Raw genomic sequence first — 13,882 nt, 5'->3', positions numbered from 1 at the left:
GGCATGATGACCGTTTGCTGAACACTATTTAACCAATGGAGACTTCCCGATGCTTGGGTTAATGCAAAGCCAGCCGCTGCTGATTTCCGGCCTGATCGAATTTGCGGAGCGCCACCATGGCGACGCCGAAATCGTGTCGCGCCGCGTGGAGGGCGACCTGCATCGCTACACCTACAAGGATGTCGCCCATCGGGCGCGCCGGGTTGCCAATGCGCTGGACGGCCTGAAGCTCGCATTCAGCGACCGCGTTGCCACGCTGGCCTGGAACGGCTACCGGCACCTGGAGCTTTATTACGGCGTGAGCGGCTCGGGCCGGGTGCTGCATACCATCAACCCGCGCTTGCATCCAGACCAGATCGCCTGGATCGCCAACCACGCCGAAGACCAGGTGTTGTGCTTTGACCTGAGCTTTCTGCCGCTGGTGCAGGCCGTGCACGCCCGCTGCCCGACCATCAGGCACTACATCGCGCTGTGCGACGCCGACAAGCTGCCGGCCGATTCAGGCATTCCGAATTTGCAAAGCTACGAAAGCTGGATAGGCGCGCAAAGCGCCGACTACGCCTGGCCCAGTTTTGACGAGAACACCGCCTCCAGCATGTGCTACACCAGCGGCACCACGGGCAACCCCAAGGCCGCACTCTATAGCCACCGTTCCAGCACGCTGCATGCCTACGCGGCCGCGCTGCCTGACGTGATGTCCATCTCCGCACGGGATGCCATCCTGCCCGTCGTGCCCATGTTCCATGTCAATGCCTGGGGCATTCCGTACTCGGCCGCGCTTACTGGGGCGAAGCTGGTATTTCCGGGGCCCGCACTGGATGGCAAGTCGATTTATGAGCTGATCGAGGCCGAGAAAGTCACTTACGCCGCCGGCGTACCCACCGTTTGGCAGATGCTGCTGACCCACATGAAGCCTGCCGGGCTGAAGTTCTCAAGCCTGCGTCGCACCGTCATTGGCGGCTCTGCTTGTCCCCCCGCCATGATCAATGCCTTCCGCGAAGACTACGGTGTGGAAGTGCTGCATGCCTGGGGAATGACCGAGATGAGCCCGCTGGGTACGCTGTGCGCGCTCAAGAACAAGCACGACGCACTGCCGGAAGCAGAAAGAATGAAGATACGCCTCAAGCAGGGGCGCGCCATCTACGGCGTCGACATGAAGATCGTCGATGCCGACGGCAAGGAACTGCCCTGGGACGGCAAGGTCTTTGGCGACCTTTACGTCAAGGGGCCGTGGATTGTGCGCGAATACTTCAAGGGTGAGGGCGGTGACCCGCTGGTGGACGGCTGGTTCCCGACGGGCGACGTCGGCACCATAGACGCCGATGGTTATCTGCAAATTACAGACCGCAGCAAGGACGTGATCAAGTCCGGCGGCGAATGGATCAGCTCCATCGAGATCGAGAACATCGCCGTGGCGCACCCGGCCGTCGCCATGGCTGCCTGCATAGGCGTGGCCCATCCCAAGTGGGATGAACGCCCCATCATCGCGGTCGTGAAAAAGCCCGGCATGGACGTCACGCGCGACGAGCTGCTGCGCTTCTACGACGGCAAGACCGCCAAATGGCAAATCCCCGACGACGTCGTCTTCGTCGACGCCATCCCCCTGGGCGCCACCGGCAAGATGCTCAAGACCAAACTGCGCGAACTGCTCAAGGATTACAAACTCCCATAACCGTAAATAAAAGTGCGCACGCTCCTCTTTCTCTTTATCAGCAGGGGCCGCGGGACTGGCTTTGCCAGACCGCAGGCGCAGCGGCCCCCTCGGGGGGCAGCGCACTACGCGAAGCGAGAAGCGTGGGGGTCACATCCGTGACATGGCGCTAGGGCATTCCCTGACGCAGTGCAACATCATTTGACCTAACCTTTGCCGGTTCCCTCTGCGGATTCACCGCGCATTCATACAATTTCCAGGAGACAAGGGATGACAACCCAGAACCGATTTTTCGCACGGCATGCAGGCATCGCCCTGGCGGTGTCTTCCATGCTTTACAGCGGCATGGCGCTGGCCCAGGCGCCCGCCAAGGCCGCAGCGCCGGCCAAAGCCGCAGTTGCAGCACCGGCCACCGGTGCCGTCAACCTGAACCAGACTGTCAAGATCGCCTGGCTTGATCCACTGTCCGGCCTGATGGCGGCCGTGGGCACCAACCAGCTCAAGGGCTTCCAGTTCCTGGCCGAGCAGTTCAGCAAGAAGAACAAGGCCGGCGTGAAGTTCGAGATCATCGGCATCGACAACAAGCTCAGCCCGCAGGAAACCACCAACGCGCTGAAGTCGGCCATCGATCAGGGCGCGCGCTACGTGGTGCAGGGCAACGGCTCCGGCCCGGCGCTCGCCATCATGGATGCGCTGTCCAAATACAACGAACGCAATCCCGGCAAGGAAGTTGTCTACCTCAACTACGCCGCGGTGGACCCGGACCTGACCAACAGCAAGTGCGACTACTGGCACTTCCGGCTCGATGCCGACACCTCCATGAAGATGGAAGCCCTGACGGCCTTCATGAAGGACCAGCCGGACATCAAGAAGGTCTACCTGATCAACCAGAACTACTCGCACGGTCAGCAGGTCGCCAAGTTCGCCAAGGCCAACCTGGCTTCCAAGCGCCCCGACGTCCAGATCGTCGGCGAGGATCTTCATCCGCTGGCGCAGGTGCGCGACTTCGCGCCCTACATCGCCAAGATCAAACAGTCGGGTGCCGACACCGTGATCACCGGCAACTGGGGCTCCGACCTCTCGCTGCTGGTGAAAGCCGCCAACGAGGCGGGCCTGAACAACGTCAAGTTCTACACCTATTACGCCGGCGTCACCGGCACGCCGACCGCCCTGGGCGCGGCCTCGGCCGGGCGGGTCTATATGGTGTCCTACAACCACCTCAACATGGGCGGCGAGATTCAGCAGGTCCAGGCAGACTACAAGAAGAAGTTCAACGACGACTTCTACACCGGCGCGATCTTCCATGCCTTCACCATCCTGACCGAAGCCATGGCGCAGACAAAATCGACCGAGCCGGCCGTCGTGGCCAAGGCCATGGAAGGCCTGCGCTTCAAGAGCTTCAACGGTGATGTCGAGATGCGAAAGACCGACCACCAGCTGCAGCAGGGCCTTTACATCGACAAGTGGGAAAAAGCCGGCGGCAAATACCCTTACGATGCCGAGAACACCGGCTACACCTTTGTGCCGGTCAAATACTATGAGCCCTATGTGGCCAGCACGCCTACCTCTTGCCAGATGAAGCGTCCGGGCTAAGGCCCTGGCGGCCGCTTGACCGGCGAAGGCCCGACCCACTCGGGCCTTTTTCTTTATCCCGGCAGGTTTTCTGCCCGTATCTGTTTTACCTTCCAGCTTCAGGCGGTCATTGATGAATTTGGAATTTTTCACCATCTCCCTGCTTAACGGCCTCAGCTACGGGCTGCTGCTGTTCATGCTGAGCTCCGGCCTGACGCTGATCTTCAGCATGATGGGCGTGCTCAATTTTGCGCACGCCTCCTTCTACATGGTCGGCGCCTACATTGCCTACAGCACCTCGCAGGTCATCGGGTTCTGGTGGTCGCTGCTGGTGGCACCGCTTTTGGTGTTTGTGATGGGCGCGGCCTTTGAGCGCTTTTGCCTGCGCAAGGTGCACAAGTTCGGCCATGTCCCCGAGCTGCTGGTCACCTTCGGGCTGTCCTACCTGTTGCTGGAACTGGTGCAACTGGTGTGGGGCCGCTCGGCCGTCAACTATGTGTTGCCTGAGGGTTTGCAGGGCCCGCTGTTCACGGTGTTCGGCACCAACTTTCCCAAGTCGCGCGCCTTCATCATGTTTATTTCGCTGGCCATGCTGGCTGGCATCTGGCTGCTGCTCACGCGCACACGCATCGGCCTGGTCATACAGGCCGCGCTCACCCATCCGGAAACGGTGGAAGCGCTGGGCCACAACGTGCCGCGCGTCTTCATGCTGGTCTTTGGCGGCGGTGCGGCGCTGGCGGGCCTGGCCGGCGTCATAGGCGGCAACACCTTTGTGACGGAGCCCGCCATGGCCGGCTCGGTCGGCGCCATCATCTTTGTGGTCGTGGTGGTGGGCGGCATGGGTTCGCTCAGCGGTGCATTCCTGGCGTCGCTGCTCATCGGCCTGATTCAGACTTTTGCGGTCGCGATGGACCAGTCGTTGATGACCCTGCTCGCCAAATTCAGCTACACCGTGACGCCTGAAACTTTCGGCTACCCCTTGCTCAAGCTCACCATTTCGCAGGTGGCGCCCATCCTGCCGTTCCTATTTCTGGTGCTCATTCTTATCTTCAGGCCCAAGGGCTTGCTTGGTACACGGGAAGGATGAGTCGCCACATGTCCACCGCTTACCACCAATTCAAACCCTATAACGTCGGCCGTTGGCTGCTGTGGTCGCTGTACGCGCTGCTGCTCATCGTCGCGCCGCTGATGTTCAAAAGCAGCCTGGCGCTCACCATGCTGTCACAGGCCGGTTACCTGGTCATCATCTGCCTGAGCTACAACATCCTGTTGGGGCAGGGCGGCATGCTCAGTTTCGGCCATGCGGTCTATGCCGGGCTGGGTTCTTTCCTGGCCGTGCACGCGATGAATCTGGCCACCAAAGGCAGCTTCTACATACCGCTGACGCTGATTCCGCTGGTGGGTGGCTTGTCGGGTCTGTTCTTTGCTGCGCTGCTGGGCTACGTCACCACCAAGAAAGCCGGCACCACCTTTGCCATGATCACGCTGGGCGTGGGAGAACTGGTTTTTGCCATGTCGCTCATGTTTCCCGAGTTCTTCGGCGGCGAGGGCGGCATCACCACCAACCGCGCTTATGGCAAGCCGGTGTTCGGCATCAGCTTCGGCCCGCAGATCCAGGTTTATTACCTGATCGCTTTTTACTGCTTCATCTGCACGGCAGCCATGTTCGCCTTCACGCGTACACCGCTGGGCCGCATCCTGAACGCGGTGCGTGACAATCCCGAACGCGTGGAGTTCATCGGCTACAACACGCAGCGCGTGCGCTACTACGCTTTCATCATTGCCGGTTTCTTCGCCGGTATAGGTGGCGGTCTGGCGGCCATCAATTCGGAAATCGTCACGGCGGAAGTGGTGAGCGGTGTGCGCTCGGGCAGCCTGCTGCTCTTCACTTTCCTGGGCGGCGCCACCTTCTTCTTCGGCCCCATAATCGGCGCCGGCCTATTGGTGCTGGCGCTGATCCTGCTTTCAGAGCTCTCCATGGCCTGGCTGCTTTATGTGGGCCTGATCTTCCTCTTCATGGTGATGTATGCGCCCGGCGGCATCGCCAGCCTGATCATGATGAATCTGCGCGTGGCGTCCTTCGGCAAGCTCAGGGAGCTGTGGGTGGGCTACCTGGGACTGGCCATAACAGCGCTCACTGCAGTGGCCGGCGCGGCGGCCATGGTGGAAATGATTTACCACCTGCAGCTCAACGCGGCCCTGGGTCCCGAACTCGGCTTCATGGGCGTGCGCCTCAATGCGACCAACCTCAACAGCTGGCTGGGCGCGGGTTTTGTGCTGGCCACCGGGCTAGGTCTGTTCGAGCTCACACGTCGGCAATTCCTCGCCCAATGGGGCGAAATCCAGAATGACATTGAAAAAGAAATCAAGCGGAGGGAACTATTGTGAGCCCCCACGCTAATTCACTTCGTGTAAACGCTACCCCCCGAGGGGGCGCTGCGCCTGCGGCCCGGCAAAGCCGGTTCCGCGGCCCCGGCTGGTGGGGAGGCTAATATGACCTACTCACTTGAGCTCAAGGACCTGCGCAAGAGCTTCGGCAAAACCGAAATCATCCGTGGCACCAACCTGCAGGTGAACGCCGGCGAGCGCGTCGCCATCATCGGGCCCAACGGTGCGGGCAAGTCCACGCTGTTCAATCTCATCAGCGGCCGTTTTGAGCCCACCAGCGGCGAAGTGTTGCTCAACGGCCAGCGCATCGACGGCAAAAAGCCGTTTGAAATCAACCGGCTGGGTCTGTCGCGCAGCTTCCAGATCACCAATATCTTCCCCAAGCTCAGCGTATTTGAAAACCTGCGCTGCGGTGTGCTGTGGAGCCTGGGCTACAAGTACACCTTCTTTCGCTTCCTGGCCGACCTGGACGACGCCAACCAGCGCGCCGACGAGTTGATGGCCATGATCAAGCTCGACAAAAAGCGCGACGTGCTGGCCACCAACCTGACCTACGCCGAGCAGCGCGCGCTCGAAATCGGCATCACGATCGCCGGTGGTGCCAATGTCATCCTGCTCGACGAACCCACGGCCGGCATGAGCCGGTCAGAGACCAGCCGCTTTATCAACCTGATCAAGGAAGTCACTGTGGGCAAGACCCTGCTGACGGTGGAACACGACATGGGCGTGGTCTTCGGCCTGGCCGACAAGATTGCGGTGGTGGTGTACGGCGAAATCATTGCCTATGACACGCCGGAAGCCGTGCGCGCAGACCAACGGGTGCAAGAGGCTTACCTCGGCTCTCCGGTCGCAGATGCGCAGGCAGGAGGCCACTAATGCTCCATATCCAGAACCTCCACGCCTTCTACGGCAAAAGCCACGTGCTGCATGGCGTGCATTTTGACGTGCAACCCGGCCAGATTGTTGCGCTGTTGGGCCGCAACGGCTCGGGGCGCTCCACTACGGCCAAGGCCATCATGGGCCTGGTTGACTGCCAGGGCTCCATCCTCTGGAAAAAGCAGGAAATTGTCGGCAAGAAGGCCTACCAGATCGCCCACCTGGGCATAGGCTATGTGCCGGAAAACCGCGACATCTTCCCCAAGCTCACGGTGCACCAGAACCTGCTGCTGGGCCAGAAAGGATCCGGCAAGGGCTCGCGCTGGTCGTTTGAAGACATGTACCAGATGTTCCCACGCTTGCGCGAACGCCAGCACACCGAGGCCGGCGTGCTCTCGGGTGGCGAGCAGCAGATGCTCACGCTGTGCCGCACGCTGATGGGGGACCCCGACCTCATCATCATCGACGAGCCCACCGAGGGCCTGGCGCCCAAAATCGTCGAACTGGTGGGGCAATACCTGCAAACGCTGAAGGCCAAGGGCATCTCGGTGCTGCTGATCGAGCAGAAACTGACGATTGCCATGGCGATTTCCGATCGCGCGCTGGTCATGGGCCACGGCAGCATCGTGTTTGACGGCACACCCGACAGCCTGCGGGCTGATGCGTACATCCGCAAAGAGTGGCTTGAGGTGTAAAAAACGGTGTGGATCGTCCCCGGCTGTCACCGCAGGGACAAAAATAGACTGAACAGTCCATCCGGGGACTTGTGCCGTCACAAACGCCCCCTACAATGGAAAAAGAACGGTCGTACTTTTTTACGATCGCCAGGCTTGCACGGCCGCAGCGCCAGCCGAGACAACTGAAAACTGAAACTCCCATCAAGGAAAGAAGCACTGCATGACCACCCTTTACGAAGTTCACGGCCCCGTCGCGCTCATCACGCTGAGCAACCCACCCGTTAATGGACTGGGCCACGCCACGCGCCTGAGCCTGACCGACAACATCCAGAAGGCCAATGCCGATGCTGCCATCAAGTCCATCGTGATCACCGGCGCAGGCAAAGCCTTTTCGGGCGGCGCCGACATCAAGGAGTTCGGCACGCCCAAGGCGCTGATCGAACCCAATCTGCTGAGCGTGATCCGTGCGGTCGAGAATTCCGGCAAGCCCATCGTCGCCGCGATCCACTCCGTCTGTATGGGCGGTGGCCTGGAACTGGCCTTGGGCTGCCACTACCGCATCGCCGCGCCCGGCACCAACGTGGCCTTGCCTGAAGTCAAGCTCGGCCTGTTGCCCGGCGCCGGCGGCACGCAGCGCCTGCCGCGCGTGCTCGGCGTGGAGCCGGCCCTGAACATGATCGTGAGCGGCGAACCGGTCAAGAGCGAACTGCTCGCGCAAATCCCCGGTCAGAAACTGTTCGACAAGCTTGCTGCCTCGCCCGAATCGCTGGCCCAGGAAGCCCTGGCCTTTGCCCAATCGATTTCCGACACCCGGCCATTGCCGCTGGTGCGTGACCTGCGAGCCAAGCACCCCAATGGCGACGCTTATTTCCAGTTCGCCCGCAACATGGTGAAGGGCATGGCCAAGAACTTCCCCGCGCCGCTCAAATGCGTGGATGCAGTCGAAGCCGCAACCAGGAAGAAATTCGAAGACGGCATGACTTTTGAGCGCGAGTGCTTCATCAACCTGATGTGGACACCCGAAAGCCGCGCGCTGCGCCATATCTTCATGGCTGAGCGTGCGGCCTCCAAGATCCCCGACGTGCCGGAAGACACGCCCAAGCGCGAGATCAATTCAGTGGCCGTGATCGGCGCCGGCACCATGGGCGGCGGCATTGCGATGAATTTCCTCAACGCCGGTATCCCGGTCAAGATTCTGGAGATGAAGCAGGAGGCGCTGGACAAAGGCCTCGGCATCATCAGCAAGAACTACGAGGCCCAGGTCAAGAAGGGCAAGCTCAAGCAGGACAAATACGACCAGCGCATGGGCCTGCTCAGCACCACGTTGAGCTACGACGACCTCAAAGATGCCGACCTGGTGATCGAGGCTGTGTTTGAGGAGATGGGCGTCAAGGAAAAGGTCTTTAAAGAACTGGACCGCGTGATGAAGCCGGGCGCCATACTGGCGTCCAACACTTCGACGCTGGACGTCAACAAAATCGCCGACTTCACCAAGCGCCCGCAAGACGTGGTCGGCCTGCATTTCTTCAGCCCGGCCAACGTGATGAAGCTGCTGGAAGTCGTGCGCGGCGCCAAAACCGGCAAGGACGTGCTGGCCACCGTGATGGCCGTGGGCAAGAAGATCAAGAAGACGGCTGTGGTTTCCGGCGTGTGCGACGGCTTTATCGGCAACCGCATGATCGAGCAGTACGGCCGCCAGGGCGGATTCCTGCTCGACGAAGGCTGCACGCCCGAACAGGTCGACAAGGCGATCGAGAAATTCGGCTTTGCCATGGGCCCCTTCCGCATGGGCGACCTGGCCGGCAACGACATCGGCTGGGCCATCCGCAAGCGCCGCTACACCGAAAAGCCGGACATGAAGTACAGCAAAACGGCCGACCTGCTGTGCGAAAAAGGCCGCTTTGGCCAAAAGACCGGCGCCGGCTGGTATGACTACGTGCCCGGCAAGCGCGACGCCATTCCAAACGCCGAAGTCGTCAAGATGATTGAAGACCACCGCGCCAGTTTGGGCATCACGCCGCGCAAAATTTCCGACGAGGAAATCGTGCAGCGCCTGGTGTATTCGCTGGTCAATGAAGCCGCGCACATCCTGGAAGAGGGCATTGCCTCCAAGGCCAGCGACATCGACATGGTCTACATCATGGGTTACGGCTTCCCGGTCTACCGCGGCGGCCCCATGCTGTACGCCGACCAGGTCGGCCTCTTCAATGTGGTGCAAAGCATGAACCGCTTCGCGCAGAACCCGCTGGACGACGCCAAATTCTGGAAGCCCGCGCCCCTGCTGGCCAAGCTTGCGGCTGAAGGCAAGACCTTCAACCTGTCTACCTAAGTCCAGCAGACCGCACACATCAACGCCCCAGAATCCGGAGAATTCCATGACTTCAGCAGTAATCGTTTCCACCGCACGCACCCCCCTGGCCAAAAGCTGGAAGGGTTCCTTCAACATGACGCACGGCGCCACCCTGGGCGGCCATGCCGTCGAGCACGCGCTCAAGCGCGCCGGCATCGAGGCTGCCGAAGTCGATGACGTGATCATCGGCTGCGCCACGCCCGAAGGCGCCACCGGCGCCAACATCGCACGCCAGATCGCCCTGCGCGCTGGCTGCCCGGTGACGGTATCGGGAATGACAGTCAACCGTTTCTGTTCATCCGGCCTGCAGACCATCGCCCTGGCGGCCCAGCGCGTGATCGCCGGCGAAGCCGACATCTACGTGGCCGGCGGTGTCGAAAGCATCTCCTGCGTGCAGCAGGAAATGAACACCCACATGTTGCAGGAAAGCTGGCTGGCCAAGAACAAGCCCGAGATTTACTGGAACATGCTGCAGACGGCCGAGCAGGTCGCCAAGCGCTACAACATCTCGCGCGACCGCATGGACGAGTACGGAGCGCTGAGCCAGCAAAAAGCCACGGCCGCGCTGGCTGCGGGCCTCTTTGAAGCCGAGATCGCACCGATCACCGTGACGGCCGGCGTGGCCGACAAGGTCATGGGCCTCTCCACCAAGCAGGTCACCGTCAGCAAGGACGAGGGCATACGCGAAGGCACGACCAAGGAAGGCATCAGCGGCATCAAGCCGGCCATTCCTGGCGGCGTGATCGCCGCCGGCAATGCCAGCCAGTTCTCCGACGGCGGCGGCGCCGTGGTTGTGATGAACGAAACCCTGGCCGAAAAGAAAGGCCTCAAGCCCCTGGGCCGCTTCCTTGGCTTCGCGGTTGCCGGCTGCGAGCCTGACGAAATGGGCATTGGCCCCGTCTTCGCGATTCCCAAGGTACTGGCCAAGCTGGGCCTCAAGATCAGCGACATCGATCTGTGGGAGCTGAATGAAGCCTTTGCCGTGCAGGTGCTGTACTGCGCCGACAAGCTGGGCATCCCGATGGACAAGCTCAACGTCAACGGCGGTGCGATCGCCGTCGGCCACCCCTACGGCGTGACCGGCCAGCGCCTGACCGGCCATGCGTTGATCGAAGGCAAACGCCGCGGCGCCAAGCGCGTCTGCGTGACCATGTGCATTGGCGGCGGCATGGGCGCAGCCGGCATTTACGAAGTTCTCTAAACCGGGCAGCCACCATGAATGAAACCCTGCTCCTTCAGAAAGGGCAGGCGTTTCCTGCCTTGCCTTCGTCTCTTGTGACGGGGAGCCCGTCATGAGCCTTCGGCCCACGTTGGACTTTCTGCTTTACCAATGGCTGGGCGCCGAGTCGCTGAACCAGCGCGCGCGTTTCGCCGACCATTCGCGCGAGACTTTCGACGCGGTGTTCGACACCTGCGAGCGCATCGCGCGCGAGAAATACGCGCCTTTCAACCGCATCGTGGATACGCAAGAGCCGCACTTCGACGGCGAAAAAGTCATCTTGCCGCAGGCCACGCATGATGCGCAAAAAGCCTATGCCGCCTCCGGCATGCTCAGCGCCGCGCAAGACTATGAAGTCGGCGGCATGCAGCTTCCCTATACCGTGGAAGCGGCGGCCAATGCCTTCTTCGCCATGGCCTCAGTCAGCATCGGCTCAGGCCTGCTCACTACCGGCAATGCCAACCTGCTGATGGTGCACGGCACCGACATGCAGAAGGAAGTCTTCGCCAGGAACGAGTTCTCCGGCCGCTTCTCCGGCACCATGTGTTTGTCCGAACCGCAGGCCGGTTCCTCGCTCAGCGACGTGACAACACGCGCCGTTCCGGATGGCGACGGCTTTGAGGCCGACCCGCTGGGCCCACGCTATCGCCTCAAGGGCAACAAGATGTGGATCTCGGCCGGCGAGCACGAGCTGACCGACAACATCATCCACCTGGTGCTGGCCAAGATTCCGGGGCCTGACGGCAAGCTGATCGCCGGCACGCGCGGCATTTCGCTCTTCATCGTGCCCAAGAAAATGGTCGATACCCAAGGCGAACTCACCGGCGTGCGCAACGACGTGGCGCTCGCGGGCCTGAACCACAAGCTGGGCTGGCGCGGCACCACCAACACGCTGCTCAATTTCGGCGAAGGCAAATACCCGGTGGACGGCCAGGCCGGCGCGGTCGGCTACCTGGTAGGCAAGCCGCATGAAGGCCTGCGCTGCATGTTCCACATGATGAATGAGGCGCGCATCGGCGTGGGCACGGCCGCCACCATGCTGGGCATGGCGGGTTATTACGCCAGTCTTGATTACGCCAAAAACCGGCCGCAGGGCCGGCCCGTCGGCGGAGGTTCTAAAAACGGCACCGGTGCCGTGGGCAAAGACGCCTCCCAGCCGCAGATCCGCATCATCGAGCACGCCGACGTCAAGCGCATGCTTCTGGCGCAAAAAGCGTACTGCGAAGGCGCGCTGGCGCTGGAGCTGTATTGCGCGCGCCTGGTTGACGAACACCACACGGCCGACGCACAGGCCGCCGACGACGCGCGCCTGCTGCTCGAAGTGCTGACCCCTATCGCCAAAAGCTGGCCCAGCGAATGGTGCCTGGAGGCCAATTCCCTGGCCATCCAGGTGCATGGCGGCTATGGCTACACGCGCGACTTCCCGGTCGAGCAGTACTGGCGCGACAACCGCCTGAACATGATCCACGAAGGCACGCACGGCATCCAGGCCATGGATTTGCTGGGCCGTAAGGTGCTGATGGAAGGGGGCAGGGGCCTGCAATTGCTGGCAGCGCGTATCAACGCCACGGTTGAAAAGGCGATTCAGGTGCCTGAACTCGCCGACCATGCCAACGCACTGGCCAAGGCATTGCAGCATGTGGGCAGCGCCACCAAGGCGGCGTGGGCCACGGGCGAGCCCGGCGAGGCGCTGGCCAATGCGGTACCCTACATGCAGGCGTTTGGCCATACCGTGCTGGCATGGGTCTGGCTGGATGTGGCACTGGCCAGCCTGGCATCGCAGCAGTCTGCTACCAATTCGATAGCTGCTCACGCAGGACGGATGGGCGCTACACGCTATTTTTATCATTACGAATTACCCAAAATCGGCGCCTGGCTGAAGGTCGTTGAAACCCGCGACCTGACCTGTGCCGATTTGCCCGAGGAGGCGTTTTAATGGCTTTTTTCAAACCGTCCGCTGACCCTGTTTCCAACAAGGCCGTGGCCCGCTTGCAGACCCTGATCTGGGTCCTGATCTACGGCGGGCTGCTGACGCTGGTTCTGGGCTTGTCGGTTCAGCGCCTGGACGATGCCATCGGCTGGTCCATGGTGGTGCTGGGCGGCATTGTGGCGGCGGCTGGCGCGGCGCTGGTTTACGTGCGCTCCCGCATCAACGTCGGCTCGTAGCGGACTGAAGTCGCCACGACGACAGCGCAGCCTGCAGGGCCCCCGATGTTGTGCCAATATGGCAGACCGTCGCGCCCGGCATTGAACCCACGGCCAAACCCGACAGATTTATTCGCAACCCCATCCTTGCCGGAGTCCCGATGCGGCACCCGGCAAGCCCGATGACACCCAACAGGAGACAACTTTCATGACCCGTACCATCCAGCAGCTGTTCGACCTCAAAGGCAAAACCGCACTCGTGACCGGCGGCTCGCGCGGCCTGGGCCTGCAACTGGCTCAGGCGCTGGGCGAGGCGGGCGCCAAAGTCATTTTGAGTTCGCGCAAGGCTGAAGACCTGGTCGAGTCCGCTGCCGAGTTGAAAGCTGCCGGCATCGACGTCGACTGGATCGCCGCCGACTGCTCGAAAGAAGAAGACATCCGGGCGCTGGCCGACGAGGCCATCAAGCGCCTGGGCCATGTCGACATCCTGGTCAACAACGCCGGCGCCGCCTGGGGCGCACCCGCGGAAGACCACCCGGTCGAAGCCTGGGACAAGGTCATGAACCTCAACATCCGCGGCTACTTCATCCTGAGCCAGCACATCGCCAAGCACAGCATGATCGCCCGCAAGTCCGGCCGCATCATCAATGTGGCCTCCATTGCCGGCCTGGGCGGCAACCCGCGCGAGATGACCACCGTGGCTTACAACACCTCCAAGGGCGCCGTCATCAACTTCACGCGTGCGCTGGGCTGCGAATGGGGCAAGTACAACATCACCGTCAACGCGATTTGCCCGGGCTTTTTCCCGAGCCGGATGACCGTGGGCACGCTGAAAGCGCTGGGCGAAGAAAAACTCGCCTCGCATGCGCCGCTCGGCCGCCTGGGCGATGACGAAGATCTGAAGGGCCTGTGCGTGCTCTATGCGTCCGACGCCGGCAAGCACATCACTGGCCAGTGGTTGGCGGTGGACGGCGGTGTATCAGTGGTAACAGGCGGCTAATCAA

The 13,882-nt window shown here is 61.7% G+C and carries 11 protein-coding genes; all 11 read left to right on the top strand.

The window, feature by feature from the left end:
- Window positions 1–49 precede the first annotated feature (49 nt).
- The 11 genes from AC1D1J_RS01730 to AC1D1J_RS01680 all read left to right on the top strand — a co-directional run bounded on the left by AC1D1J_RS01730 (window position 50) and on the right by AC1D1J_RS01680 (window position 13,878).
- A complete protein-coding gene (locus AC1D1J_RS01730; protein WP_477693723.1) occupies window positions 50–1,672 on the top strand; it encodes a 3-(methylthio)propionyl-CoA ligase in 1,623 nt (540 codons plus the stop codon).
- 324 nt (window positions 1,673–1,996) lie between these two features.
- Entirely contained in the window at window positions 1,997–3,244 is a 1,248-nt protein-coding gene (locus AC1D1J_RS01725) for a branched-chain amino acid ABC transporter substrate-binding protein (protein ID WP_477666042.1), read from the top strand.
- A 112-nt stretch (window positions 3,245–3,356) separates the two neighbouring features.
- Window positions 3,357–4,310 carry a branched-chain amino acid ABC transporter permease gene (locus AC1D1J_RS01720; RefSeq protein ID WP_477648409.1) on the top strand — a complete coding sequence of 318 codons (954 nt, stop codon included), beginning with the start codon at window positions 3,357–3,359 and terminating at the stop codon, window positions 4,308–4,310.
- 8 nt (window positions 4,311–4,318) lie between these two features.
- On the top strand, window positions 4,319–5,611 hold the full coding sequence (locus AC1D1J_RS01715; protein ID WP_477693722.1) for a branched-chain amino acid ABC transporter permease: 1,293 nt from the start codon (window positions 4,319–4,321) through the stop codon (window positions 5,609–5,611).
- Window positions 5,612–5,716: 105 nt separating this feature from the next.
- Window positions 5,717–6,487: an ABC transporter ATP-binding protein gene (locus AC1D1J_RS01710; RefSeq protein WP_477686302.1), complete on the top strand. Its 771-nt coding sequence runs from the start codon at window positions 5,717–5,719 to the stop codon at window positions 6,485–6,487.
- Entirely contained in the window at window positions 6,487–7,182 is a 696-nt protein-coding gene (locus AC1D1J_RS01705; protein ID WP_074574254.1) for an ABC transporter ATP-binding protein, read from the top strand. The genes AC1D1J_RS01710 and AC1D1J_RS01705 overlap by 1 nt, the downstream gene beginning before the upstream one ends.
- A 202-nt stretch (window positions 7,183–7,384) precedes the next feature.
- Window positions 7,385–9,493: a 3-hydroxyacyl-CoA dehydrogenase NAD-binding domain-containing protein gene (locus tag AC1D1J_RS01700; protein WP_477693721.1), complete on the top strand. Its 2,109-nt coding sequence runs from the start codon at window positions 7,385–7,387 to the stop codon at window positions 9,491–9,493.
- 46 nt (window positions 9,494–9,539) lie between these two features.
- On the top strand, window positions 9,540–10,715 hold the full coding sequence (locus AC1D1J_RS01695; RefSeq protein ID WP_477686304.1) for an acetyl-CoA C-acyltransferase: 1,176 nt from the start codon (window positions 9,540–9,542) through the stop codon (window positions 10,713–10,715).
- A 91-nt stretch (window positions 10,716–10,806) separates the two neighbouring features.
- On the top strand, window positions 10,807–12,669 hold the full coding sequence (locus AC1D1J_RS01690) for an acyl-CoA dehydrogenase (RefSeq protein WP_477693720.1): 1,863 nt from the start codon (window positions 10,807–10,809) through the stop codon (window positions 12,667–12,669).
- Window positions 12,669–12,899 (top strand): hypothetical protein, encoded by a 231-nt coding sequence (locus AC1D1J_RS01685; RefSeq protein WP_477648414.1) that lies wholly within the window; start codon window positions 12,669–12,671, stop codon window positions 12,897–12,899. Before AC1D1J_RS01690 ends, AC1D1J_RS01685 begins: the two co-directional genes overlap by 1 nt.
- Before the next feature lie 187 nt (window positions 12,900–13,086).
- Window positions 13,087–13,878 (top strand): SDR family oxidoreductase, encoded by a 792-nt coding sequence (locus AC1D1J_RS01680; protein WP_477672349.1) that lies wholly within the window; start codon window positions 13,087–13,089, stop codon window positions 13,876–13,878.
- The last annotated feature ends 4 nt before the right edge of the window (window positions 13,879–13,882 follow it).

The sequence above is a fragment of the Polaromonas sp. P1_F8 genome (assembly GCF_056405635.1).
Note: the sequence above shows the minus strand (reverse complement) of the source record. Positions and strands in the feature narration are given on the sequence as shown.